The 25,191-nt window shown below is 69.2% G+C and carries 20 protein-coding genes and 5 pseudogenes; 12 read left to right on the plus strand and 13 right to left on the minus strand.

What is annotated here, in order from left to right; genetic code table 11:
- Nucleotides 1-631 precede the first annotated feature (631 nt).
- Both AB0D04_RS03940 and AB0D04_RS03945 read right to left on the minus strand, forming a co-directional pair.
- A pseudogene (locus tag AB0D04_RS03940) lies at nt 632-2,518 on the minus strand (site-specific integrase); the annotation flags it as partial.
- The gene (locus tag AB0D04_RS03945; RefSeq protein ID WP_362699113.1) at nt 2,515-3,651 is read right to left on the minus strand and encodes a tyrosine-type recombinase/integrase; all 1,137 of its coding nucleotides are present in this window, start codon (nt 3,649-3,651) and stop codon (nt 2,515-2,517) included. The gene AB0D04_RS03945 and the pseudogene AB0D04_RS03940, both read right to left, overlap by 4 nt.
- A gap of 158 nt (nt 3,652-3,809) precedes the next feature.
- On the opposite strand from AB0D04_RS03945, the pseudogene AB0D04_RS03950 reads away from it, so the two are divergent.
- Together AB0D04_RS03950 and AB0D04_RS03955 are read left to right on the plus strand one after the other, a co-directional pair.
- A pseudogene (locus AB0D04_RS03950) lies at nt 3,810-4,364 on the plus strand (NAD-binding protein); the annotation flags it as partial.
- A pseudogene (locus AB0D04_RS03955) lies at nt 4,361-5,123 on the plus strand (enoyl-CoA hydratase-related protein). The pseudogenes AB0D04_RS03950 and AB0D04_RS03955, both read left to right, overlap by 4 nt.
- 304 nt (nt 5,124-5,427) lie before the next feature.
- Here the strand turns inward: AB0D04_RS03955 and AB0D04_RS03960 are convergent.
- A complete protein-coding gene (locus tag AB0D04_RS03960) occupies nt 5,428-5,721 on the minus strand; it encodes a nucleoside-triphosphatase (protein WP_362699115.1) in 294 nt (97 codons plus the stop codon).
- A 424-nt stretch (nt 5,722-6,145) separates the two neighbouring features.
- Between AB0D04_RS03960 and AB0D04_RS03965 the strand changes: the two genes are divergently transcribed.
- The 5 genes from AB0D04_RS03965 to AB0D04_RS03985 all read left to right on the plus strand — a co-directional run bounded on the left by AB0D04_RS03965 (nt 6,146) and on the right by AB0D04_RS03985 (nt 10,351).
- Nucleotides 6,146-6,844, plus strand: a complete 699-nt coding sequence (locus tag AB0D04_RS03965) for a DUF3159 domain-containing protein (RefSeq protein ID WP_362699117.1) — start codon at nt 6,146-6,148, stop codon at nt 6,842-6,844.
- On the plus strand, nt 6,841-8,037 hold the full coding sequence (locus AB0D04_RS03970; RefSeq protein ID WP_362699119.1) for a cytochrome P450: 1,197 nt from the start codon (nt 6,841-6,843) through the stop codon (nt 8,035-8,037). Before AB0D04_RS03965 ends, AB0D04_RS03970 begins: the two co-directional genes overlap by 4 nt.
- A 56-nt stretch (nt 8,038-8,093) precedes the next feature.
- A complete protein-coding gene (locus AB0D04_RS03975) occupies nt 8,094-8,288 on the plus strand; it encodes a ferredoxin (RefSeq protein WP_362699120.1) in 195 nt (64 codons plus the stop codon).
- A 111-nt stretch (nt 8,289-8,399) separates the two neighbouring features.
- A complete protein-coding gene (locus AB0D04_RS03980) occupies nt 8,400-9,674 on the plus strand; it encodes a histidine kinase (protein WP_362699122.1) in 1,275 nt (424 codons plus the stop codon).
- 2 nt (nt 9,675-9,676) lie between these two features.
- Nucleotides 9,677-10,351, plus strand: coding sequence for a response regulator transcription factor (locus AB0D04_RS03985; protein ID WP_362699124.1), 675 nt, complete (start codon nt 9,677-9,679; stop codon nt 10,349-10,351).
- Between the two features lie 131 nt (nt 10,352-10,482).
- Here the strand turns inward: AB0D04_RS03985 and AB0D04_RS03990 are convergent, their stop codons facing one another.
- On the minus strand, nt 10,483-10,659 hold the full coding sequence (locus AB0D04_RS03990) for a hypothetical protein (protein ID WP_362699126.1): 177 nt from the start codon (nt 10,657-10,659) through the stop codon (nt 10,483-10,485).
- 180 nt (nt 10,660-10,839) lie between these two features.
- Between AB0D04_RS03990 and AB0D04_RS03995 the strand changes: the two genes are divergently transcribed.
- Nucleotides 10,840-11,580, plus strand: a complete 741-nt coding sequence (locus tag AB0D04_RS03995; protein ID WP_362699127.1) for a class I SAM-dependent methyltransferase — start codon at nt 10,840-10,842, stop codon at nt 11,578-11,580.
- A 271-nt stretch (nt 11,581-11,851) separates the two neighbouring features.
- On the opposite strand, the gene AB0D04_RS04000 is transcribed toward AB0D04_RS03995, so the two are convergent.
- A complete protein-coding gene (locus tag AB0D04_RS04000; RefSeq protein ID WP_362699129.1) occupies nt 11,852-13,012 on the minus strand; it encodes an alkaline phosphatase PhoX in 1,161 nt (386 codons plus the stop codon).
- Between the two features lie 357 nt (nt 13,013-13,369).
- On the opposite strand from AB0D04_RS04000, the pseudogene AB0D04_RS04005 reads away from it, so the two are divergent.
- Nucleotides 13,370-13,930, plus strand: a pseudogene (locus AB0D04_RS04005) (metallophosphoesterase family protein); the annotation flags it as partial.
- A gap of 50 nt (nt 13,931-13,980) precedes the next feature.
- Here the strand turns inward: AB0D04_RS04005 and AB0D04_RS04010 are convergent.
- On the minus strand, nt 13,981-14,574 hold the full coding sequence (locus AB0D04_RS04010; protein WP_362699131.1) for a TetR/AcrR family transcriptional regulator: 594 nt from the start codon (nt 14,572-14,574) through the stop codon (nt 13,981-13,983).
- A gap of 65 nt (nt 14,575-14,639) precedes the next feature.
- Here AB0D04_RS04010 and AB0D04_RS04015 point away from each other — a divergent pair, with 65 nt between their 5' ends.
- Nucleotides 14,640-16,445, plus strand: a complete 1,806-nt coding sequence (locus AB0D04_RS04015) for a serine/threonine protein kinase (RefSeq protein ID WP_362699133.1) — start codon at nt 14,640-14,642, stop codon at nt 16,443-16,445.
- A 203-nt stretch (nt 16,446-16,648) separates the two neighbouring features.
- Here the strand turns inward: AB0D04_RS04015 and AB0D04_RS04020 are convergent, their stop codons facing one another.
- From AB0D04_RS04020 to AB0D04_RS04040, 5 genes are all read right to left on the minus strand, one after another.
- Entirely contained in the window at nt 16,649-17,179 is a 531-nt protein-coding gene (locus AB0D04_RS04020) for a GNAT family N-acetyltransferase (RefSeq protein WP_362699135.1), read from the minus strand.
- Nucleotides 17,180-17,275: 96 nt separating this feature from the next.
- A complete protein-coding gene (locus tag AB0D04_RS04025; protein ID WP_362699137.1) occupies nt 17,276-17,986 on the minus strand; it encodes an alpha/beta fold hydrolase in 711 nt (236 codons plus the stop codon).
- 376 nt (nt 17,987-18,362) lie between these two features.
- Complete coding sequence (locus AB0D04_RS04030; RefSeq protein ID WP_362699139.1) at nt 18,363-19,775, minus strand: hypothetical protein; 1,413 nt, start codon at nt 19,773-19,775, stop codon at nt 18,363-18,365.
- A gap of 113 nt (nt 19,776-19,888) precedes the next feature.
- Nucleotides 19,889-20,242: a hypothetical protein gene (locus tag AB0D04_RS04035; RefSeq protein WP_362699141.1), complete on the minus strand. Its 354-nt coding sequence runs from the start codon at nt 20,240-20,242 to the stop codon at nt 19,889-19,891.
- Between the two features lie 66 nt (nt 20,243-20,308).
- Nucleotides 20,309-21,907: a hypothetical protein gene (locus tag AB0D04_RS04040; protein WP_362699143.1), complete on the minus strand. Its 1,599-nt coding sequence runs from the start codon at nt 21,905-21,907 to the stop codon at nt 20,309-20,311.
- Between the two features lie 135 nt (nt 21,908-22,042).
- Between AB0D04_RS04040 and AB0D04_RS04045 the strand changes: the two genes are divergently transcribed.
- Nucleotides 22,043-22,237 (plus strand): hypothetical protein, encoded by a 195-nt coding sequence (locus AB0D04_RS04045; RefSeq protein ID WP_362699145.1) that lies wholly within the window; start codon nt 22,043-22,045, stop codon nt 22,235-22,237.
- Between the two features lie 188 nt (nt 22,238-22,425).
- Here AB0D04_RS04045 and AB0D04_RS04050 read toward each other — a convergent pair whose 3' ends face one another.
- Nucleotides 22,426-23,697, minus strand: coding sequence for an MFS transporter (locus AB0D04_RS04050; protein WP_362699147.1), 1,272 nt, complete (start codon nt 23,695-23,697; stop codon nt 22,426-22,428).
- Between the two features lie 337 nt (nt 23,698-24,034).
- Nucleotides 24,035-24,418, minus strand: coding sequence for an AQJ64_40280 family protein (locus AB0D04_RS04055; protein ID WP_362699149.1), 384 nt, complete (start codon nt 24,416-24,418; stop codon nt 24,035-24,037).
- A gap of 279 nt (nt 24,419-24,697) precedes the next feature.
- Between AB0D04_RS04055 and AB0D04_RS04060 the strand changes: the two are divergent.
- Nucleotides 24,698-24,945, plus strand: a pseudogene (locus tag AB0D04_RS04060) (transposase); the annotation flags it as partial.
- Nucleotides 24,946-25,191 lie beyond the last annotated feature (246 nt).

A 25,191-nucleotide genomic window follows, 5' to 3' on the forward strand; every position in this document is an offset into this window, starting at 1 on the left:
GGCGGGGCATCGCCACCCGCTATGACAAGTCTCCCGAGAGCTACCTCGCCGGAGTCCACCTCCGTGCCGCGACGATCTGGATCGCCAGCCTCCGGTCAACCCATTGATCACAACCAAGAACAGTCCCTAGGGGGATGGCCTGGCGCCCGCGGCGAATGAGAGCGATTGCTTCCTCCAGTTCGCTCTGCTCGGCTTCCGAGAGGTGGTCGAGGTGATCCTCGGCCCGGCTGATGAGGTTCTTGATCCGCTCGATCTCCTGCTCGGAGGGGATGGCCTTCTCTCTGGCCCAGTCGTCCAGCCCGGTGGCGGACAGCACGCGCTCCTTGGTGCGTCGGAGGTCGTCTAGGTATGCCTTCAGCTCGGGGAGGTAGGAGGGGTCGGTGCGGAAGTGGTCGCAGCCGCCGCACTGCCAGCGGAACGGGCAAGCTCCGCCGCCCACCTGGACGTTGCTCGGCTCGGTGCAGCCACCGAAGGGGACGGCGACCTTGCCGATCGCGTGGCGGGCGTGGCGGGCGCGCTGCCCGTCGATTAAGGTCTCGACTTCGCGCCAGATCGGGGCTCCGTGCCGGTCCAGTTGGTGACGGGCGACCTGGTCGACGGCGGCTCTGCGCCGGGCTTCGCCGACTCGGTAGTAGGTCTGTGTGGCTCGGAGAGAGTCGTGGTCCATGAGCTCACTCAGGACGTCGACGGGGACACCGGCGTCCGCATGCCGTTGGGCATAGGTATGGCGGTGCGAGTAGGGGATGACGTCCTGCTTGGGGAATTCACGGCCGGTGGACATGATCAGCGGGGGCAGGCTCTCGACCCAGTCGCGGTGCTTGTGCGTGAGGGTGCTATCGCTGAGGCCGTGCAGGCCGAAGTGGTTGCGCTGGGTACGGCCCAGCAGCTTCAGCTGCTGGGAGTCGGTATTCGGGAAGCGCCCGCGGGCGGCCTGCTGCTGTTCCTGGATGATCTTGGCTGTTGCTGCGGTGATGGGCAGCTCGCGGCCCATCCGCTGTTCCTTGAGGTTGTCGTAGATCAGCACCCAGCCGCCCTCCTTGTCCTGGCGGAGGCAGTCCCAGGCCAGCTGGCAGATCTCGTCGGGACGGCGGCCGGTGTCGATGAGGAGTTCGATGGCGACGCGGAAGTCGCGCGACGCCATCGAGTCCAGAAGCGGGAGGGCGTCGCAGAGAATGCGTACGATTTCCAGGGGCAGGGCTCGGCCGGGTTCGTCGCCGCGCTCGGCTTCGCGGGGGATGTCTTCTTCCCGCAGGGCGAAGTCGGGTGCCAGCCCTTCCAGGGGTTCTCCAGCTCGGGTCAGCCCGAGGACCCGCATGCGGGTGAGCATGCGCCGGACATGGCGGCAGGTCTGCCGCCGCAGGCGGGTAGTGAGGTCCTTGCGGGATTCCAGGTAGGAGAGCCGGTTGGTGAACTGCACGATGTCGTCGCGGCCGAGTGTGACGATGTCCAGGCCCTGCGCGGCATTCTGCAGGCGCAGGCTCTCGGAGAGCTTGGCCATGTAGGCGATGTGGCACTGGACGGTGGCGCCGGTACTGTCGCCGCGACGGTGGGGCAGGTCGTCGATGGCCCAGCGTTTGGCGGCTTGCCGAAGCCATGGCTGGGTGATCTGTCCGAAGCGGAGCCATCCCGAGTGGCCGAACACGTGCAGGTCCCAGGTGTCCTTGAGGAACTCACTGGCCGGCGAGGACGTCGCCCGGCGGTGGACGAGTTGGAAGGACGAGAGCAGGCAGCGGGCCCGTTGTCCGCGATCGGTGTTGAGGTCGTCGACGGAGGCCGACTGCTGTCTCCGGAGGTCGTTGACCAGCGGTCTCAGCTCGTTGAGAGGGGTCTTGAGTCCCTGACGACAGCGTTCATAGACGCCGTGGACGATTTGGGCGCTGGTCAGCGGAGACAGGCCCCGCAAGGTGACGTTGTTGAGCACGGGGACCGGGGACTGCAGGCGGCACCAGGTCTCTTCATCCAGGCTGGAGTCGGCTCGCAGGTCCTGGCGCCAGCGGGCGCGATGGGCTTTGCAGAACTCGTGCTGCCTGCCGGATCGGAAGCGGTCGCAGGCGAGGACCTTGCATTGTCCGAACCCGGGCAGTGGAGCGACCGTGGGCCTGGCGAGGAACTCCTCGATGGACACCTTGTGGATGAACTGCTGCTGGTGCAGGTGAGCTTCGCAAAGTGCAGCACGGCTGGACTTCCAAGGGCGAGGACATCCGACCGCGCAGCGATCGACGCCGAAGCGGCGGTTCCTGCGGTGGGCGGCGAGGAAGGCGTCCTGGTCCTGTCCGCTAGCGGCCAACGAATGCTCGCAGGACTGACACAGGCTGGTGCGGGCTCGGGTCGGCGAGCCGCAGTCGGCCGTCTTGCAGGGAGTCCAGCCCAGCAGCGGATGGTCCATGGGCATCGCCAGCACCTGGCGCTGAGCGTCCCATCCGATCTCGGCAAGGAACTCGCTCGGAACCAGCCGCCAGAGAAACGCTGCCGGATCTTCCGCCTCTGGGGGCGCCGAGTGCAACGCGGCCAGGGTCATCGCGTGGCCCCCGTCGTGAGTCGGGGGCTGCCGACGCGCTCGACGGCATCGCGAAGCCGCTGTCGGCTGGGGTGGAGGTATGGCTTCGCCGAGGAGGGGGAGCGTTGACCGAGCAGAGCCTGGATCACGTCCAACTCGCCACCGGCATTAGCCACGTTGCTGCCAAAACAGTGCCGCAACATATGCGGTTTAATCACGCGGCTGAGCCCAGCCCTCTTCGACAGAGCAGTGGCAAGATCGTTGACCCCGTCCGGCCGCATCGGCGAGCCGATCGGCTCGCGGAAGAGGTTCACGAAGACGAAGTCGCTCAGGTCATCGCCGAGCAGGGCTCTGCGCTCGAAGACGTACTGGTCGTGGGCCTGGACGACAAGACGGTCGACGGGAACGATGTGGGAGTCCCGGGACTTCGACCAGGTGCCGTTGATGTTCCGGCGACGCACGACGTGCAAGTGCGGGCCGGGAAAGTCGCAGCCCAGAGCGCTGGAGTCGACGAGGAAATGAACGTCCTCGCGATGCAGACCCACGGTCTGGCTCCGCCGCAGACCGGCCCGAGCCATGACGATGATCAGGAACAGATCGCGGGCCGAGCAGCAGGCCCGCAGCATGCCGACCGCCTCCTCATCGGAGGCGCGGTCCACGTTGGACTGCGGTTCCTTGACCCGGTGGCGGGCGCGCAGCCGGTAGTGCAAGCCGCTGTCGGAGCCGGCGGCCTCGGGCGGCAGATCACGAGTGTCGGCGATCTCGTAGATCTGCGAGACGACCGAGGACGGGACGTCGCCGGTACCCGCGGCGAACACCAGCAGGCCACGGGCCGCGATCAGGATGCGGTTGATCCGGCGCGGTCCGCGGACCGGCTTGGCACCTGGACCAGGCGAGACCCAGCCCACCGTCGCGGAGGCGGGAGCGTGGCGAAGCCACAGCATGAACGCCCCCAGATGTCCCGCCGCCGAGCGCCAGTCCAGACCCAGCAGGGCGCACCAGCGCAGGAACAGAACGATGGCTCTCGCGTACGCCTCCGTCGTTGACTCGGCTCGGTCCTGGCTGAACCGTACGTAGCGCAGGAACCCGTCGGCGGCGGGCATCACCTGCATCTGCTGATCCAGCACGGTCCAGTAGCAATCGCCCGAAGGCATAAGGACTTTGAATGCTTGCACGTGCTCTCTCCTCAGTCGTGCCTGCGTCCACAACGACATCCACAACGTGCACGACACGGCTGGAGTACCTGTTCAACTCAGCCCCGCAGCCCGCCCAGTGCAACAGTCCACCGCACTCGCGGGACCCCCACAGAACGCCCGTCTCCGGCGGCGTCGTCGGAGCCGAGGCGGCCACGCTCACCTTCATGGCCGGCGGTGGTGAGACGGAGTTCACCGAGGCTGAAGCGCTGTGGGCCGCCATGGGCAAGAAGGCCGTGCAATGCGGCGGCGCGGGCGCCGGGCAGGCCGCCAAGATCTGCAACAACATGATTCTGGGCGTCTCGGTGATCGCAGTCAGCGAGGCGTTCGTGCTCGGCGAAAGCCTGGGGCTCTCCCACCAGGCCCTGTTCGACGTAGCGTCCACCGCGTCGGGCCAGTGCTGGTCCCTGACCGTCAATTGCCCGGTTCCCGGACCGGTGCCGGGCAGCCCCGCCAACCGCGACTATCTGCCCGGATTCGCAGCCCCCTGATGGCCAAAAAAGGTTCGGGGCCTCGCCGCCAGTGCAGCCCGCGCAGGGAACGTACCCACCGAACTCGCTTTGCGAGCGGCCGAGTTGTCTGCCCACTACGCGGAGAATACCGGCGCCAACGAGGACTTCTCGGGAATCGTCCGAACGATCAGGGGCGCGTCAGGAAAGGGCAATCGCACATGACCACGGAATCCGTGGACTCCGTGGACTCCGCGGACTCCGCGAAGTCTGCCGAGTCTGCGTACGAGACAATCCTCGTCGAACGCAAGGGCCGCACGGCCTGCTCGCCCTCAACCGGCCAGAAGCGCTCAACGCACTCAACTTCAGGTGATGAACGAGGTCGTGGCGGCCACAGAGGCGCTCGACCGCGATCCGGACATCGGCTGCATCGTGCTGACCGGCTCGGCGCGCTGCGGACGCCGACCCTCGCCGCCGTCTCCGGATACGCACTCGGCGGCGGCTGCGAACTGGCGATGCTCTGCGACATCCTTCTCGCCGCCGACACCGCGGTCTTCGGCCAGCCGGAGATCAAGCTGGGGGTGATCCCCGGCATCGGCGGCTCCCAACGGCTGACCAGGGCGTCGGCAAGGCCAAGGCCATGGAGCTGTGTCTGACCGGTCGCACCATGGATGCCGCCGAGGCGGTGCGTGCCGGGCTCGTCTCGCGCGTCGTCCCCGCGGACGCACTGCTCGGCGAGGCGCTCGCGGTCGCGGTCGCGGTCGCGGTCACGGTCGCGGTCACGGTCGCCGATACGGTCGCGGGGATGTCGCTTCCGGTCGCGATGATGGCGAAGGAGGCGGTGGCGCGCGCCTTGAAACCACCCTGGCGGAGGGGGTGCGCTTCGAACGCAGACTCTTCCACGCGGTGTTCGCGACCGCCGACCAGAAAGAGGGCATGAGCGCCTTCGTCGACAAGCGCCCGCCCGACTTCACCCACCGCTGACCCACGACGGGCATGGGGCCGGCCCGTTGCCCTGCCAACAACGTCAGGAGTGCGGGCCGGCATTGTCCCTGTCCTCGCCGAAGGTGGGGGCCTTCAGGCCCGCTCACCAGCAACGTCCCGAGGCGGCATTCGGCCACCCACTGTCCGAAACCGGTGGGCTCCTTGTCATGATGAACCGTGCGTCGGTGTCTTCCAGGACGAGGCCGTAGGCCGCGAGCATCGCGAACCAGGCCGACGGTCTGCTGAGCCGCCCGGTGTGACCACGAGCGACAGCAATGGCCGTCCACCGTCGACATGCGGCGAATCAGCAGCTCTCCAGCTGCACTGCGAGCTCTCCGGGGACGGCGCCGCGGCTCGCCCGGGTCAACTGGACGAGTTCGATGTCGGCACGCCGCTTGAGGGCGTCGGCGAATGGGGCGTGGTGTGCGTGGACAGTGGCGACGACATCGACGTCAGTCTCGAACAAGAAACTGACCGCCTCCTGGAACGCGGCCCACGCCAGCTCCCTCCATCCCAGTTCGTCGATGCGCGTCAGCCGGCTGGTCAACGCATCCCGTGTCGCTCGCTCCAGCCCCGAACAAGCGCCAGCCGCTCGCACGACACGTCCTCGTCGCTGCCATGCTGCTCCGCGATCGGGACGCGGGAACAACTCACCACCGGTTCGGTGGAACGCGACGGGATGCCTGGGCGGCGTCCCTGAAGGCCGCGCCTTCCCCGTACACCAGGCGCGGCATCACGGCGGCCATCAGGTTCTGCACAAACGCCCTGGAGGAGCTCCTCACGATGGGTGCCGCCGGGACCCGTTGCGACGGTGGGTCCGTCGAGCCCCGGTGGCAGGTGTGCGAGGTCTGCGCTCGTGGTAGGCGCGGCGGCCTCGTACTGCGTTTGCGGCAGGCCAAGAGTCTGCGGACGGGCGACGACAGGCTCGGGGCGGGACGGCACGGTGGACTGTGCCGCAAGCGGCGACATGCGCACCGGAGGTCGAGGAGAGTGGAGCAGCCGTGGGCCCTGGAGCACGTCATGTGGAGGACGGTGCGGGCGCCGTCCGGGCGGCCGCACGCGATCGACTGCGCGCGGCGGTGGTCGATGTTGCGCCCGTCTTCGGATTCACCGTGAGCTTCGGCCTTACCCACCGGCTTGCCGTCGCGCTGGTGCTCGCCTTGGCGGTCGGGGCCGGGGTCTGCGTCTACCGGGTGGTGTGCAGGGAACCGGTGTGGCGCGCACTCGCGGTTCTCGGCGTGGTGTGTGTCCAGGGTGCTCTGGCCGCACGGACCGGACAGGCCACCGACTTCTTCCTGCTGCCCCTGACAGTGCACTGCGTGATGGCCGTGGTGAACGCCGTGCTGCTGTTGCTCGGTCGGCCGCTGATGGGCGTGGTGGTCGGGCTGGTCACGAAGGAGGGGACCGGCTGGCGCCGGTGCAGGGTGCGGCGCCGGGCGTACATCAAGGGCAACCTGGTCATCCTCGCCGGGAGCCTTGTGACGCTGGCGATCCAGCTGCCGCTGTTCCTGTCCGGCCAGGCCGTCGCGCTCGGCTTCGTCGACAGCTTCGTGCCGCTCGTCCTCGCGCTCGACCTGCTGCTCGGCTGGCGCGTCTACCTGCGTGCCGTCGGTGAGCACCGCTGCGGCACCCACCACGGCAGGAGCGACCTCATGAACGACGCCAGGAACGACCTCATGAACACCGAGATATCCCCCTGTCTGGAAAGGACTCTTCCGTGACGTCTCCCCAGCCCACCAGGACCCAGCCCATGGTGCGGACCTGCCCCTTCGACCCGCCGGCGGAGTACCGGACGCTGCGTGAGCAGGAACCGATCACGCCGGTGACCCTCCCGGAGGGTACGGCCGGCTGGCTGGTCACCAGGTACGACGACGTGCGGCGGGTCCTCACCGACCCGCGGTTCAGCGCGAAGCGCCGCTTTGCGCGGACCGGCGACTCCACGGCGCAGGACGCACCGGTACCACCGCCTGCTCCCGGGATGTTCCTCATGATGGACCCGCCGGAGCACACCCGGCTCCGGCGGCTGCTCACCGGACAGTTCACCGTGCGCCGCATGAGGAAGTTGACCCCGGCGGTGGAGCAGATCGTCGCCGAGCGGCTGGACGCGATGGCCGGAGCCGAGGGCCCGGTCGATCTCGTCCAGGCCTTCGCCCTGCCGGTTCCCTCGCTGGTGATCTGCGAGCTGCTGGGAGTGCCGTACGCCGACCGTGAGGAGTTCCAGTGGAACTCGGCCACGCTCCTCCGGCTCGATGTGAGTTCCGAGGAGGTCCAGCAGGCGCAGCAAGCGCTCCACGGGTACATCCACCGACTGGCGGTCGCCAAGCGTGCGAACCCCACCGACGACATCCTCAGCGACCTGGTCCGCTCCGGCGAGCTGACCGACGACGAACTGGCGGGTGTCGGGGCGCTGTTGCTGCTCGCCGGGCATGAGACGACCGCCAACATGATCGCGCTGGGCACCATGTGTCTGCTGCGCACCCCTGATCAGCTGGCGGCACTGCGCGCCGCCCCGTCCCTGATGGACGGGGCGGTGGAGGAGCTGCTGCGCTATCTGACGATCGTTCAGTTCGGGTTGCGGCGCACGGCGCTGGAGGACGTGGAGCTGAACGGCCACAAGATCAAGGCAGGCAGCACGGTGCTCGCCTCCCTGACGTCCGGGAACCGGGACGCGGCACACTTCACCGGCGACCCGGAGCAGTTGGACGTCGGCCGGCCGTACGGCCCGCATCTGGCGTTCGGCCACGGTATCCACCAGTGCCTCGGTCAGCAGCTGGCCCGGGTGGAGATGAAGGCCGCTCTGTCCGCGCTGCTGGACCGGTTCCCGACGCTGCGGCTTGCGGTGCCGGTGGAGCAGGTGCCCATGCGCGACAACATGCTCGTCTACGGGGTCCGCGAACTGCCGGTGACCTGGTGAGGCCGGCGCGAGTGCAGCGAGTCGTCGGACCACACATCATCACTCGGAGGATCCCGATGAAGATTGTCATTGATGAGGACAGGTGCGTCGGAGCGGGCCAGTGCGTACTGGCTGCCGTCGACGTCTTCGACCAGCGGGACGAGGACGGCATCGTCGTACTGCTCGACGCCCTCCCGCCGGAGGAGTTGCTGCCCCAGGTCAAGGAGGCCGCCGCCCGCTGCCCCGCGCTGGCGATCGAGGTGGTGGAGTAGTGCCCGCCGTGGACCACCTCGTCCTGGTGGGCGCGTCGGCCGCGGGCCGCACCGCGACCCAGGCCCCGCGGCGCGCGGGCTTCGCCCCCTCCCCGTAGCGAGGAGCCACCGATGACCGCAGCTGCGTACGGTGTGGGAGTGCAGATGACCAACCGGCTCAGGGAGTGGCAGCGGGCAGCCCGGCCACCCCTGGGCGATCTGGCCTTCGCGGTGGCCTGCTTCCTCCTGGCCACCCCGCTGGCCGTCGCCTTCGCCTACGCCTACCGCGCTCCGGTCGCCTGGTCCGTCATCGCTCTCGCGATCTCCTGTGTGCCACTGATCGCCCGAAGCCGCTGGCCGCTTACCGTGGTAGCCATGACGGCGGCCCTCCACCTGGCCCAATTTGCCCTGCTGCCTCTCCCCCGGCCGATGCCCGCCGCCACGGCCGCTGCGCTCTATACGCTGGCGATCCGCACCGACCGGCTTCGTGCCTGGCGCGTCGGCATGGGCGCAGCCGTCGCCTTTATCACCGCGTCACTGGTCCTCCGCCCGGACGTGGAGAAGCTCCCGCAGGCCCTTGCCCTGATCGCCTGGACGGTCATGGCGGTGGCCGTCGGCGACGCCGTCCGCAGCCGCCGCGAAGTGCTCGCCGCCGCCGTCGAGCGAGCCGAACGGGCCGAGCGCACCAAGGAGGAAGAAGCCTGCCGCCGGGTCACCGCGGAACGCATCCGGATCGCCCGGGAGTTGCATGATGTCGTGGCCCACCACATCACCCTGGTCAACGCCCAGGCGGGTGTCGCCCACCACCTCATGCGCACCGACCCCGAGCACGCCTACCAGGCACTCGAACGGATCCGGGACACCAGCCGGGCAGCGCTGGACGAACTGCGTGCCACCGTAGGACTGCTCCGGCACGGCGAAGACCCGGTTGCGCCCCGCGAACCGGAGCCCGGGCTCGCCGGCCTCGACGGTCTGCTGGACTCCTTCCGCCACTCCGGTCTCCATGTCACGCTGGCGCGCACCGGGAATCCGCGCGAGCTGACACCTCTCAGCGATCTGACGGCCTTTCGGATCATCCAGGAGGCCCTGACCAATACGCGCAAGCACGCCGGACCGGCGTCGGCGCGGATCCGCCTGGACTTCCGCGCCGACGTCCTGCGGATAGCCGTCGAGGACGACGGCAGCACCAGCACCAGCAATGCCCGCGGCAGCGGCAGAAACGCCCGCGGGAACAGCGCTGCCGTCACGGACACCGACGGAACTCCTGCCGCCCGCAGCGGCCACGGCGTGATCGGGATGCGCGAGCGGGCCAAGGCCGCCGGAGGTACCCTCGCCGCCGGACCACGCCCCGGCGGGGGCTTCCGGATCGACGCCGAACTGCCGCTGCGCACCGGCCGAAAGGGCTGACCATGACCATCCGTGTGCTGCTCGCCGACGACCAGGCACTCCTGCGCGGCACCTTCCGGATGCTCATCGACTCCGCCCCCGACATGGAGGTCGTCGCGGAGGCCGCAACGGGACGCGAAGCCGTCGCATCGGCCCGTAGCCACCGTGCCGACCTGGTGCTCATGGACATCCGGATGCCCGACCTCGACGGACTCGCTGCGACCAGGCTGATCAGCGAGGACGAGGACCTCGCGGGTGTGAAGGTCCTGGTGCTGACCACCTTCGAGAACGAGGAGTACGTCGCTGAGGCGCTACGCGCCGGGGCGAGCGGCTTTCTCGGCAAGGGCATCAACCCTGACGAACTCCTCGATGCCATCCGCGTGGTCGCCGACGGCAACTCCCTGCTCTCGCCGGCCGCGACCAAAGCCCTGATCACCCGCTTCCTGGCCCAGCCCGCGCCACCCGACCGGGCCGCAGCACCGCAACTGGTTGCCCCCCTCACCCCGCGGGAGCGCGAGGTGGTCACCCTTGTCGCATCCGGCCTGTCCAACGACGAGATCGCCGAACGGCTCTTCGTCACCCCGCTCACTGCCAAGACCCATGCCAACCGCGCGATGACCAAGCTGGGCGCCCGGGACCGGGCCCAACTCGTGGTCATCGCGTACCAGACGGGACTGGTCAGGCCCGACAGCCCATGACTTCCGCCACCGCGCGGCGGCTACCGCCGACTGTCGTCGGCTGTCGTCGGCTGTCGTCGGTGAGCTGCATGATTGACCTTGTCGCGGCTCTGCTGCCCGTTGAGGACGCAGCAGAGGCCGGAGGCGGATCGTCAACGCCATATCACCCCGGGTGGTGGGCTGTTGGGCCCACCGGATCGCTGGACGATCGCGGCAGCGGCCGGCAGGCCGGGGATGGCGGACAGGCCGATGGCCGACTGCACGCCGAGCCAGGCGACCAGACCGAGCGCGAGGAGCGGGCCGAAGATCACGCCGAGGCTGTCCGTCATCCGCGCGAACCCGTACGCCCGCTTGTACCCGGAGCCGGGACGATGTCGGCATCTTTGTGGCTTCTGCCAGTACGACGGCCTGCCGGGATGTGGAGAGACTGCCAGCCAGAGGCTGCGGCGTGTCCCGGGAGCGGGGAGCCGAGGCCCATGACATGACGAAGCGCACGGGAGGACAGCACGGTGAGCGTCCAGCAGTATGACGAGATCGGTGAGGCGTACGAGGGCTTCAAGGCCCTGCCGCTGGAGCATTATGCGGCAGTGCCCGGGTTCCTGGCCCTGGTCGGGGACGTACGCGGCAAGTCGGTCCTCGATCTGGCGTCCGGTACCGGCTTCTACAGCAGGGAGTTCAAGCGGCGCGGCGCCACGGAGGTGCTCGGAGTCGAGATCTCCGGCGAAATGGTCGCGGTGGCACAGGGGTTGGAGGAGCGCGCCCCGCTGGGCGTGCGCTACGAGGTGGGCGACGTGGCCGAACTGCGGTCGCTCGAGCAGCGCTTCGACGTGGCGCTCGGCGTCAACATGCTCAACTACGCGTCGGACGTCGCCACCATGGAGCGGATGTGCCGCTCCGTGCACCAGAACTTGAAGCCCGGCGGCGAGTTCTTCGTGCTCAACCAGTCGCCCGACTTCCGCTTCGACGGACCGTCCCCGGAGAAGTACGGGTTCCGCTGCGAGCTGACCGGCGAGGAGGCCGAGGTCGGCCCGCAGGTGCGGGTCACGGCGCTGCTCGACCACCCGGTCTCGTTCGTCGCCAACCGCCCGCGCCGCGAGGTCCTCGAGAAGGCTCTGCGGGCCGGCGGATTCAGCGAGCTGACCTGGGTGCCGCTGAACGTGTCCGAGGCCGGCGTACGCGAGTTCGGCGAGGACCACTGGGCGGACTACCGCGCCAACCCGCCGTTCGAGATGCTGCGCTGCCGCGCCTGACAATCGACCGGACATCGCGGTGGCCCGACCTCTGGAGAGCTGGGGTGGGGACCGCGGTGGTGGCCCCGGCACATGGGCCGGGGCCACCCGGAGCCGCTCGGGCCTGATCTGCGGTTACCGGATCACGGGCTTACGGGATGTTCAGGCGCGCGATCCGGGGTCCTGGTCAGGCGGTGGACCCACCCCCCGGTGCCGACCACCGTGGCGGCCGGCACCGGGGACTGCCGCGCCGCCCCTGGTCACCCGGAGGCGGGTTTCGGGTGGGTCACGGCTAGGTGCGGAAGGGGCCGGTGACCTCGTAGGTGATGCCGCCCGAGGAGCTGCCGGACGTGCCGCGCTGGCTGGAGAAGTACAGCCGTGTGCCGTCGGGGGAGAAGGCCGGTCCGGTGACCTCCGAGCTGGACTGGCCGGTGATCCGCAGGAACGGCGCGACGATGTCGTCCGGGGTGATGATGCAGATCTCCATGTTGCCGCCGTCCTCGGCAACGAACAGGTCGCCGGAGGAGGAGCCGGTGACGTTGTCGACGCCGGTCAGCGGGGCGGGGCCGGGATTGACCAGGTTGTCGTCGTAGGCCAGCTCGTAGCTGCTGTTCGTCAGGTTGAGCTGCCAGAGTCGGTTGTCGCCCTTGGTGGTGAACCAGACGGTGTCGCCGGCGTAGTGACAGCCCTCACCGCCGTTGAACCGCTTGGCGCCGGAGACCTGGTTGCGGGTCGTGGTGGGCGAGCCGTCCGGGTCGGGCACGGTCGCCCAGGTGAAGGAGCCGGACGTGCCGGTGCCGGCGACCAGCACCTGCAGGGTGCCGGAGGACAGATTGCCCCACGTCGTCGGGATGAACCGGTAGAAGCAGCCGTCCGTCTCGTCCTCGGTCAGGTAGACGACATGGCGCACGGGGTCGGCGGCGGCGGCCTCGTGCTTGAACTTGCCCATCGCGTCGCGGCGGGTGGCGGCATTCACACCCCACGGGTCGGTCTCGTAGACGGAGCCGAGGGAGACCTCTTCGCAGGAGAGCCAGGTGTTCCACGGGGTGGCGCCACCCGCACAGTTCTGCCGGGTGTTGGACAGGATCTGGTAAGCGCCGGTGACGGTGCCCGAGGAGTTGAACTTGACGGCGCTGACCTTGCCGCCGGGGTTGACCTCCGAGTTGGACACGTAGATCCAGCCGTTGCCGTCGGCGAAGCAGGCACCGCCGTCGGGAGCGTTGTGCCAGGTGTAGGAGGAACCGGAGACGACCTGGCCGGAACGGGCGATGAGCCGGCTGCTGAAGCCACTGGGGAGCTGGATGCCGTTGGCGTCGGCGACGCCCAGCGCACCGTACGGGCCGGGGCCGTTCTGGGCCGGGGCCGCGTAGGCGGCGCCGTGCATGAGGGTGCCGCCGAAGGCGGCGGCCGAGGTGCCGATGACGGCTCCGCGCAGGAAAGTACGACGTTCCACATCTACTCCTTCGTCAAAGAAGAGCGAAAAATGAGGAGTTGAGCGCCTTGCCAACTGGTCACCGGGGAGAACCTAAGACCCGCGCGCCTGGCCGATCAGGCCCTCGTAGGCGAACTCTTCCTGGCCGACCGGTGAGTAGGTTTTCCGCAGAAACGATCACGCGCGCACCAAATGAACGAGCGGGGAACTCCTCCTGACCAGCTGATGCACACAGCTGATGCACACCCGCCGGTCGGGAGGGCGAGCCCGGAAGAACTACGCGCGCCCGGCGACCCTCCACCCTGAAACGGCGCCACCCCGCTGCGCCCCAGGAGAACGTTCCTACTCTCAAGCTCCCTTCACCCCACAGTGGTGCCCATGCCGAACCGGGTAGCCGTCCTATCCGATGTTTACGGAGTCCTGCCCGCGCTGGAGGCGGTGCCGGCCGAGCCGGACGTGCGCGCCGCTGATCGCACTGTGCTCACCGGCGACATCGCCGCCGGCCCGCAGCCGACCGAGGTCCTCGACCTCCTCGGCCGACTGCCGCGATCGCTCTCCCTGCCCGTGCGCGGCCTGGGGAAGGTCCTGTTCTGCCATGCCACCCCACGTGACGACGAAGAGGTCGTCCTCGTCGACTCACGCCTCGCCCGCTGGAAGGAGGTGTTCGGCGGGCTCGACACCGACGTCCGCACCGTGGTCTGCGGCCATACCCACATGCCGTGTGTCCGCCTCGCCCACGGCCGCCTGGTGATCAACCCTGGCAGCGTCGGCATGCCCTACGGACGAAGCGGAGCCCACTGGGCCATCCTCGGCCCCGGCGTTGACCTGCGTAACACCGACTTCGATGTCGACTCCGCCGTCACCCGGATCAGCCGGGACTCCTCCTACCCCGACATCACGGAGTGGGCCGACTACTTCCTGCACGCGCGGGCTACCGACGGAGAAGAGAGACGAACCATCCCGTCACCCGACCCGACCGGGCAGGCGCATCATGGGGCCAGTGACCGCCAGATCCGGTCCGGCAGGATCCTGGCGGCCTTGTCGAGGTCGACGTCGTCGATGCCCGAGAGCCAGCGGCGGGCGACGCCGACGACCGGGCCGAGGGCCAGGGACTCGATCAACGACAGGGGAAGAGGGGCGAGTTCGCCGGAGTCGACGCGGGGCTGGATCCACTGGGCGAAGGCCGAGAGCCGGGCCTCCTGGGCGTCGCGGAGTTCCGTGCCCTGGGCCATGCCGTAACGGTCGGTTGTGGAGGAGTGCAGAAGCAGAGCGGCGTCCCGGTGTTCCTGGATGAACGCCAGGTAGGTCCGTACGAGAGCGCGGATGCCGGTACGGGCGGTGCGGGCGCCCTGCAGCGACATGGCCAGCTCGCCCAGCAGCCGGCTCAGCCAGCGGTGCGTCAGCGTGGCGACAAGGTTGTCGATGCTGCCGAAGTGGTGGTAGAGGCTGCCCAGACTGACTCCGCTGGCCCGGGTGACCGCGCCGACCGTGATGCCCCGCTCCCCCTCGGCGGCGTAGACGCGCAGCGCGGCGTCGAGGAGCAAGTCGGCGGTCGCCTCTCCGCGTTGTTGTTTCGGGCTCATCGGATTCCTTCTCTGGCTTCTAGAGTAGATTTCTAGAAACTGATTCCAATTCTAACGGGGCTGATGTGGTGGAGCTGAGAGGAAGCGGGGCCGAGCCGCTGGAGGCGGAGGACCCGCGCCGGATCGGATCGATTCCGCTGGCGGGCCGGCTCGGGGCCGGAGGCATGGGGCGGGTGTACCTCGGGGTCCAAGAGGGCCGGTACGTCGCCGTCAAGCAACTGCTGTCGTCCGTCGTCGGCGAGGACGAGGACTTCGTACGCCGTTTCGGGCATGAGCTGGACAACCTTTCCCGGCTGCCCGCGGATGCCACCGCACCGCTGCTCGCCAGCGACCGCGCCGCACGGCCGCCGTGGTTCGCCACGGCGTACGTCCCCGGGCTCACCTTGAGGGAAGCCATTGACCTGCACGGCAGTTCCCTGCCCGCGCACGCGCTGTGGCTGCTGCTGCGGGAGGCGGCGGCGGGGCTGGCGGAGGTGCACGCGCTGGACATGGTGCACCGGGACCTCAAGCCGTCCAATGTCATGCTGACCCTCGACGGCCTCACCCTCATCGACTTCGGCGTTGCCCGGGCCGCCGAACAGAGCCAGGTGACCCGGACCGGTGTGGTCGTGGGCACTCCCGCGTACATGGCTCCTGAACAGGCCTCGGGATCACGGAGGTTGAGCGGCGCCACCGACGTGTTCGCGCTGGGCTCGATGCTCGCGTACGCGGCGTGCGGCCGACCGCCTTTCGGCGACGAGTCGGGGCACGGCGTGCTGTACCGCATCGTCCACGAAGAGCCCGACCTGGAGCCGTTGCGGGAGCTGGAGCCGGACCTCGCCGAGGTCGTCGCGGCCTGCCTCGACAAGGACCCCGGGGGCCGCCCCACCGCCGCCGAACTCCTCGAACGCGCCTCGCAGCACGGACCGTTCACCGCCCCGCTGTGGCCGGCGGCCCTCACCGAGTGCCTGTCCGAGCGGGCCGCGTTCGCCTCGGACGTGCAGGAGGTCGACGTACCCACGGTCTCGCTCCCCGACGGAGAACGGGAACCGGACAGGGACCCCGAGCCGGAGCCGAAGGCCGGGACCGAGTCCCGACCGGAAGGGTCCGAGCGGCCTGAACGCCGCCGCCGTAGCCGCATCCTCCTGGCCGCCGTCCCCGTCGTCGTGGTCGCGGGCGGTACGACACTCGCCCTCCAGAACCTGCCGTACACGTCCTCGCCGCAGACCGAGGCGCAGGCCACCCCGTCCGTCTCGGTCCCGGCGCCGTCGTCGACGACAGGCGGGAGCCCGACGGGTACGGCGTCACCGGCGAAGTCGTCGGCCAAGAACAAAGGCAAGAGCAAGGGCAAGGGCAAGGAGGACGACGAGGACAAGGGGCAGGGAAGGACGGGCGGGTCCCAGGCCCCGGCCGCCGGGGGCGCCGGGACCGGCGCACAGGACGGCACGGGCGGAAGCGACAGCTCGGGGGGCTCGGGCGGCTCCGGCACCTCCGGCGGCGGGACGCCACCGGCACCCACCCCCTCCTCCACCTCCGGCACCTACCGCTACCGCAACGGCGACGACGGCACGTGCATCACCCAGGTCCAAGGCGCCGCGGACCACCAGGCCTGCTCCGACTCGACCGCCCGGTGGACCGTGCGGAGCAGGTCGGACGGCAGCTTCAAGCTCGTCAACAAGCAGACCGGCCAGTGCCTGTACTCCAACGGGCTCGGCCAGGCCGTCTTCGTGGGCGACTGCGCCCAGGACACAGGCCGGCTGTGGCATACGGGTTCGGGCGGCAGCCTCCGGAGCGACTACGGCGGCGGCTGCCTCGACCTGGGCATGAGCAGCGGTCTGATCACGCAGACGTGCGCCGGGGAGGCCTCGCAGCGCTGGACGAGGCAGGACTAGGACCTGTCCGATGGGTCAGGGTGGCTGGATTGCGCCTGTCTCCGTCCAATGCCGCCGAGATGGGCGAACCGGGTGCCGGCGAAAGCACTCCACGGCGACAGGAGTGTCGTCGGCCGCTGTCGGACGGGATCGCCCGTCGACCGGCGGCAAGCCGTTCCCGGACCCGCCGGACGAGACCGTCGCCGGATGCCCGGCCCGCGCCGTCAGCCAACCCGCCTGGCCAGCACCTGTCCCGGCCAGGCCCCGGACAGGAAACGGTCGGTGGGGCGGAATCCGTTGCGCTCGTAGAACGCGACCAGTTCGCCCCCGCCGCCCGCCCAGCAGTCGACCCGCAGCAGCGCCACGCCGGCCCGCCGGGTCTCCTCGGCGGCATGGGCCAGCAGCGCCGCCCCGATGCCCAGACCGGCGTACCGTCGGTCGGAGACCAGCAGCCGGACGTACCGCTCGGGTTCCTCGGCCGGCGCGATCGGCATCTGCGGGCTGGGCCCGGAGTCCAACACCAGGGCCCCGACAGGTGTTCCGTCCAACTCCGCGATGTAGGGGGCGTTCTCGGTCGTGTACCGCTCGACCCGCGCCACCCCGCCGGGCTTCTGCGAATACGGTGTCGTGCCCCACTGCTCGGTGTTGCCGCGATCGTTCATCCAGACCACCGCGGCGTCGAGCATGTCCAGAATGGCCGGTGCGTCGGCCAGGCTGCCTGGTCTGATCCGTATGCCATGGGTGGTGTCGTTCACGGCGGAATCTTAGGCGCTGTCGGGCGGACACGGATCACGTGTTACGTGGGTCTCGGATCACGAATCGCAGATCGACGGCTTCCGTCCGATTCCCGTTCAGCCCGCGATCAGCGTCAGAAGAGCGGCGAGCTCGCCGGGGACCGACAGGAAGGGCGAGTGGCCGCTGGCCAGGTGATGGGAGCTGTTCGCCCGCGCGGCCATCTTCTCCTGCTGTGCGGGCGGAACCATCCGGTCCTGATCGCAGACGATGTAGCTGGACGGAAGGGAGTGCCAGCCCGCCTGGGTTACCCGATCCCTGGCGCAGCGAGCGCTGTGCGGGACGAGCCGGGCAACGGCGGCGGCGGTTTCTTCCTCGGAAACATCTCCATAAAGGTCGGCGGCGGCATCGGCGGTGGGATGTACGAGCCCCTCCTTCACCACTAATTCCGGCTCGAACTCGCCTCGGAAAGAGAGCAGATTTTCCTGCGTATCGAGCTGATAGGCAGCCAGATACACAAGGTGGGTGACGTTCGCAGCGCCGGCGGTGGCCTGGGTCACCGGGATGCCACCGTAGGAATGCGCCACGACGGCGACGGGGCCGGCGATGGCAGCGATCGCTTCCCGGATGACGTCGGCATCGTCGAGTACGCCGGGGAGCGGACCGGCCGACGGGTCTGCCCGTAGGGCGCTCGGCAGATCGACCGTCCGGGACACCCACCCCTCAGCAGCGAGCTCCGTTTCCAGCTTCGCCCAGCACCATGCGCCGTGCCAGGCGCCGTGCACCAGAAGCAGCGTCGGACGGGCCGGACCGGTATCGGCGCCAGACATAACCATCCCCGTAGCTCTTCCATCGGCACTTGCGAGCGTGTGTATCCGAGTTTATCGGGCTGCACAGCAGAATGGCGGATATGGGCTGGATTGCGGGTGGGTGGTTGGGCGGGTCAGCCTTGGCGCCCTCAGCAAACAGCCCTTTGGCCGACCACGGCCTCGCCGCATCGGCAGGTATCTCGGCGAGGGTTCAGCGAGCCGGAAGGTCCGGCGTAGTCCTGGCGCGACGACGACACCGCCGAGACCCTCCACAACCTGCTGCACCAAGAGGGTTCGCGCCGGAACGCAAGCGATAGGCGGTAGAGCAGAACCTAGGCACCTTGATGCTCCACAGACGGCCCGTGCGGGGGCGCTGTTCGTGAGGTCTTGATGTTTGTCAGTTCTTGACCTGGACGACGGACATCAGTCCGCTGAAGTACGTGACCGGCACGGTGTCCGTCTTGTTGGTGGTCGTTCCGCTGCTGGTCGAGGATGTCTCGGACGAGGTGAGCCCCGCGCCGAACGAAATGACCTTGTCGAAGCCGGCGTTGATCTGCCCCGACACCGCCTTCTCCAGGCCCTGCTGCCGGATCTGCTGCTCGCTCAGCGTCACCGAGGTGAACTTGACCTCCCGCTGGATCGAGAAGACGTAACTGCGCTGCGTGGGATCCAGACCGGCGAGCGTCAGTTTGCCGACCAGATGTGTGGTGATCAGGATGCCGGGAGGCGTCCCGGTGGTGGCCGGGTTACCCGCCATGGCGGAGGAGTAGATCGAGGGGTAGGTCACCCAGTGGGTGGACGAGCCGTCGACCACGATGTCCAAGGGTTTGTTCGGGGCGACCTTGCCATTGAGGATGACGCTGGGCGCCGCGGGCACCACATTGTCCTGGCTGAGCACGGGCTTGCCGTCCTGGAAGATCGCGATGGCGAACCTGCCGCGCTCCCAGTCCGCCTCGCTGGGGCCGAAACTGACCGGGGCGAAGCTGAACACGAACGACCGGTTGTCCGAGCCAATCGGTACGGGTGGCCGGGGAGTGGGACGGGGGGCCGGAGCAGGCGGCTTCGGGGTGCCGGAGCCGCCGTCGCCGGAGCCGGTTTGCGTACCGGGGCCGGTGGTGCCCGGGGTGCCGCCCGGGTGGGGGACCGTTCCGCCGGTTCCCGGGGGCGTGGTGCCTCCGGTTCCGGTGCCCCCGCCCGGGGCACCGCCGCCGGGGCTCCCGGTGCCGCCGCCGGACGGGACACCGGGGCCGGTTCCCGTGCCGGGAGTGCTCGTTCCCGTACCACCGCCCGCGCCGGTGCCCGGCGTCGAACCGGCGCCGGGCGTACCGGGCGTGCCGGGGTTCTTTCCCGCGAGGCCGGCCGCGTTGCTCGCGAGCGAGGTCAGTAGCGCGGCGATCTCCTTCTGCATCGACATGTCGCGGAAGATGTCGCCCTGGCCGAGGAGTTGCAGGGCCGCCGCCATGCCCACGGGATCGGGGGCCTGCGGCGGTTGGACGATGGTCACCGATGAGGCGGGCAGCCCCGAGGGCGTCGTGGAGACGACCACCTCCCGGCTCCCGGTGGACACCGGGGCGATCTGCGGGGCACTGTCCGGATCGGGCGACTTCTGCCAGTCCCAGAACCGGGTGTTGTCGATGACCTCCGCGGAGTTGCAGTGGCCGAGTTTGGCCTCGGCGAAAACTCCCCGGGTCGGCAGACTGATCAACTGCTCGCTGCGGGCGGGATCCACCTCGGGAAGGCGCACCTGTCCCTCGTCCGCGTCGTCGAACAGGGCGGGGTCGAGCGGGAAGGCCGTGGAATCCCCGAGCACTTCCAGGGCGCGATTCTCGACGGCCTGGAACAGCGGGCGCGTGGTGCCCCCGACGGTAAGGCGGCTGCCCGCCAGCTCCGTCCATCGGGCGTTGGGGTCCTCACCGAGCCGGATCAGCCGTAGTAGTGCTCGCGGTTTTGCACCAGGTGCCTGCGCAACCGGATGCGCAGCAGGTTCTCCTCATCGCTGAGCCGCTGGAACGGGGTCGGCGCGGGCGCGGGCTCCGGCGCCTGACGGGCCGCCAGCGCCCAGGTCGTGGACGGTTTCTGGAACAGCTTGCCGCTGGGCTCGTCGACCAGGAGGTGGGTGTTGCCCGCGGTGTCCACGGCCGTGACGACCAGATGCTCCACGGCGACGTCGTCGTTTCTGCCTTCGGTGTGGGGCGGGGTCAGGGTCACCGAAATCGTGCGCAGATCCCGCCAGTTGACGCGCTCGTCGGGCCTGGGCACACCGGCGAGATCGACCATCGCGTGGGTGTGCTGGAAGTCGCCGGGATTCTGCAGATGGGCCGGATCGGGGTCCCAGTCGCTGTGCTACGGACGGACCAGGTTCGTGACCTTCTGGCCGCCGTCCGGCGCTCGCTGGGTCAGGGTGACGGTCGTGGGCACCCGGTCCTGGAAGCTGGACAGGTCACCGATGGTGAAGCGGAACTGGAAGAGGATGAACTCGACGCTGCCCGGGTCGGGCGGCACCGGGACCTCGGGCTGGAGTTCCTGCCAGGCCGCGTACTTCTCCACCGCGTCGAATCCGCCGGCCAGCTGCGGATCGAGCAGCCCGGCCTGTAGAAGGCGGCGGTAGCGGACGATGACCAGCTCGTCGTCGAGGTTCGGGGACGCGGCGGGGAGCAGGACGGCGGGACGCACCGTGCCGCGCTCGACGAGCACCCGGAAGTGCCGCAGCACCTCGTAGTAGAGCAGGGTCATCGCATGCGCGTGATTGTGGTTGCGTACGGTCCGCGTCTGGGCGGTGGAGTTCTCCGTCTGCCGGGACTGCACCACCACCGTGCTGCGCATATCGCGTACGGAGGTGGAGTGCTGGCGGATCTGGTCGTGCAGGTTCTGCACGGTGTCCGCCGAGACACTGCGGTCGCCGGTCGTCGTGGCGTAGCCGCCGCCGATCGCGGCGGAGCCGCCGAACATGCCCATGGACGCCGCCCCCGCCGCGCCCGCCATCACCGAGCCGCCACGCTGCCACTCGTTGACTGCGCCCTTGACCACCTCGTCGACCGTCCGGTCGCGGGTGAGGGCATGCTCCAGGTCGTCCGTGAGGGCGATGTCCTCCAGCCGGCTGTCCGCCGAGGTGCGCGACCAGTCCACGACCGCGAGCTGCACCTGCTCGCCCGGTGCCAGCGGGAGGCTGTAGGTGACCTGGCCGAGCCCGTGCCCTACGGGGATCCAGGTGACGTCGTAGCTGATGACCAGGGCGATCGGCACCGAAAAGCCGGAGGAGCCGTCGGAGGTGCCGCCGTCGTCCCCGGCCGGTGCCGCGTACTGAGCGCCGTAGTCCAGGCTCGCCAGAAGATGCGGGACGGTCACGATCTGGTGCACCTGGTACTGCTGGGTGGCCACATTGGAGGGCAGCAGGGTCTCGCAGCCGTCCTGACCGATGAGTTCGGCCGGTACGTACGCGAAGGAGGCCGGCGAGAGGTACCAGTCGAGGAGCGAGGGCGACTGCATCGCGGGGAAGCCGTTGGCGGAGCCGGTGAAGACTCCGCCGCGGTCCACGCCGAGCCGCAGGACCAGTGCCTGCGCCCGTTCGTCGGCTTCGGCCAGGACGTCCACCGCGCTCTGCAACGGACCGCCGAGGTACAGCCACACATGGGTGAGCCGGACCTCGGCGGTGGAGCCGTCGGGCCGCTCGGCCAGTTGCAGCACCTGCCGCCACAGAGGCGCCAGGTCCCACGAGAGGTACCCGGCGTGGTCACTGCCGAGCAGCCCCAGCGGGATGCGGACCGTGTTCCTGGCGCGGGCGGCATTCACCCCGTCACCGCCGGAGCCCTCCTCGGTGACGGTCAGCTGGGCTTCGAGGAAGGCCAGTGCTCCGGAGACGGGGCCGCCGGTCCTGTTGTCGGAGAGAAACACACAGCAGCGGGCAGGGCCACCGGTGTCGTCGGTCGAAAGTGCGATGTCCATGGTTCCCCCCATGACTTCGCGCCTGAACAAGGGGCCGTAAAGGCGGGCGAATCAGGCGACGGGAGGAACGTAACGTAGGGAAGCTCGATCGCTTCTCGAACTTCTTGTGGAGTCTTTGGAGAGAGCGTGCAGATCGTGACCAGCCCGCGACCAAGCCGTCGCGTCGACGATCACCCGCAGGTGGCCGTCCCCGACCAGGACGCTGACCTCGCGCAGCCACTGCTGGTCGGGGTCGACGAGCGGGAACACCGCTCGTACCCCCGCTTCCTCGGCCTGCCGGGTGGGGAAGGTGTCGTCCCGCGCCGGGGAGATGAGGATGCGGCCAAGTAACGACCGTGGGCCCGCACCCGAATCGGGCAGCGCACCGGCCGGCGCCATCCAGCACCACGGCCCGTAATCCCCCTGCGTCTTCGTCGGTGCGGCCGTGGCCGGAGACGCTGCCGCTACCGCCCGCACCGCCACCCGTGAATGCACGCCTCTTTGCGCGAACTCTCAGGCATGCCGTCACTCCTGATCGGTCATCCCGCCGCGGGCTCCGCCGCCATCGCCTGCACCGGGCGCGTCTCCGGCAGCAGCGCGAAGCAGCCCAGACTGAGCAGAGCGATCCCCGTCAGATACGCGGCCACGCCCCAGGGCACCGGGCCACCCTGCTCGGCGAGCGCCGTCGCCACGATCGGCGTGAGCGCGCCGCCGAGGACCCCGCCGAGGTTGTAGCCGACCGCGGCCCCCGTGCAGCGCACGCGCGGCTCGTACAGCTCCGCCAGATACGCGGCGATCACGGCGAACATCGTGATGAACGCCAGCATCGCCCCCAGGAAGCCGAGGAACATCAACAGCGGCGCCCCCGTGGCAAGCAGCGCGACCATCGGGAACATCCACAGGGCGGAGGCCGCGCATCCCGCCAGGCACAGGGGCCGCCGGCCGAAGCGGTCGCCCAGCAGCGCCGCCAGCGGCGTCAGTGAGCCCTTCACCACCACCGCGGCCATGATGCAGGTCAGCATGACGGTACGGCTCACGCCCAGTCGCTCCGTCGCGTAGGCGAGGGACCAGGTCGTCACGGCGTAGAAGATCGCGTATCCCACCGCGAGCGCGCCGGCGGTCAGCAGGACGAGCCGCCAGTGGTCGCGCACGACTTCGGCGAACGGCATGCGCGCGTGGTCGTCGATTTCGAGGAAGCGCGGACTCTCGGCGACCGACGACCGCAGCCACAGCCCCGCCACGGCCAGCAGCCCGGCCGCCCAGAAGGGCACGCGCCACCCCCAGGACGCGAACTGCGCGTCGGACAGCGTCGCCGACAGCGCCAGCATCACGCCGTTGGCGAGCAGGAACCCCAGTGACGGCCCGACCTGCGGAACGCTCGTCCACAGCGCGCGCCGTTCGGCGGGCGCGTGCTCCGCGGTCAGCAGCACGGCCCCGCCCCACTCCCCGCCGAGCCCGAGCCCCTGCAGAAACCGCAGGACGAGCAGCAGCACGGGAGCGGCCACCCCGATCGTCTCGTACGTCGGCACGCAGCCGACCGCGACCGTGGAGGCGCCGGTGAGCAGCAATGACGCGATGAGAACCGGGCGTCTGCCGTGCCGGTCCCCGATGTGCCCGAACAGGACCGAGCCGAGCGGCCGGGCGATGAAGCCCACGCCGAAGGTTCCGAAGGCGGCCAGCGTCCCGGCGACCGATGAGAACGTGGGGAAGAACAGGGGTCCCAGGACCAGCGCCGCGGCGGTCCCGTAGACGAAGAAGTCGTAGAACTCGATGGCCGTCCCGGCGAGTGAGGCGGCCGCGAGCCGCAGCATGGAGGGCGCCCTTACGGTGCGTACGTCGTGCATACCACGTCAACTACCCACGGTGATCAACGGTTACGGGAGGGCGTGGGGGCGCCAGTACGTCACGGTGATGCGCCCAGCGGGACCGTCGACGCGGATCGTGCCCCATACGGGACGACGAGCCGGCGGTCGGTCGGTGTGTCCAAGCAGAAGCTGATCGGCCGGGCCGCCGTGTGGCCCGAGAGGCATCCGCCGGGGCGGACGCCCCCTCAAACCACAGCCTGAACCCCCGTCACACCGGTCACCACACAAGTTGGACCGACCGTCTATGTAGGCACTCGCGTAACGTGTCCGAGCAGGCTGTGGGTCAGGTGATGGAACGAGCGCCCCAGGCGTTCTGGAGAGCCGGCTGCACGTCTTCCCCAAGAACGACGTGCGTCATCCCGCGTGGCAGGGTGGGCAGCTCGGCCCAGTGAGTCACGGTTTCAGCACTGGTCAGGCCGTAGGGCAAACGGACGACCCCGTCGGAGTCGACGAAGCAGTCCCTGTGCTCCGCCCCGTCCTCACTCCAGTGCAGAGTCGTGAAGTACATCGGCCTCACCAGCCAAAATTCCTCACCCAGCGCCGTATCGGACGCAGTGGCGCTGTCAGCTGGATACCGGCCCGTGATCGCCGCTGCCACCGGTGTACCGCTCCGAGGCAGTCTCTCGCGTGCGTCAACCCACGTCACCACGGTGTTCGGATTCGTCATCTCCACCCTCACTCAGGCACTCGGCAAGTCGTCCTCTGCCCATATGCCGGCGCATCCGCAAGGACACTGCCCCGGCCTCGGCATCCGGCAAGACCGCCCGGCGCTCGCGAAGGTTGCCTGAGCCGGAACGAGCACGGCACCACCTGTTCCCCAGTGGGTTCAGCACTCGGTTCCCGGCCGGTCGAGGCCAGCAGCATCATCGCGCGCCGGAACCGTACCGAGCTGGTGCTGCCCCGACGCACGATCTGCTGCCGCTTCCGCAGGTGGGCGCGGGAGTTGATGCTGGGGTTGCTGTCGGACCTGCCGCGCAAGAACTGTTGGACGCCGGCCGAGCACACCGGGCATGCCACCCCCGATGGGCTGCAGCACCTGCTGCCGCGGGCCAAGTGGGACGCCGATGCGCTCCGCGACGATGTGCGCGACGGTACGCACCGTCGCAGCTCGGCATGGTCGATGGCGTGCTGGATTTCGACGAAACCGGCGATATCAGCAAGAGCAGCACGACGCTCGGCGTGCAGCGCGAGTATGCGCTACTGCGCCTGCACTTCCTGCAGGAAGAGGAGGAGGACTATTTCACCTTCGCCGATGGCGACATCGAAAAGTTCTCTGGAACGCTGTGTTCGGAGGATACGCGGTAAGCAATATCACCGAAAGCAGGCTGCATCGCGACGACGCGTTTGCCGCGAGAGACATTGCCGCCGCATTTATTTGTATGGAGCAACGATAAATCAAGCTACACCCGATCAGTTTACTGTAGGTTCCTACAGGCTACC

It is taken from the genome of Streptomyces sp. NPDC048483 (assembly GCF_040651455.1).
Taxonomy (GTDB): Bacteria; Actinomycetota; Actinomycetes; order Streptomycetales; family Streptomycetaceae; genus Streptomyces.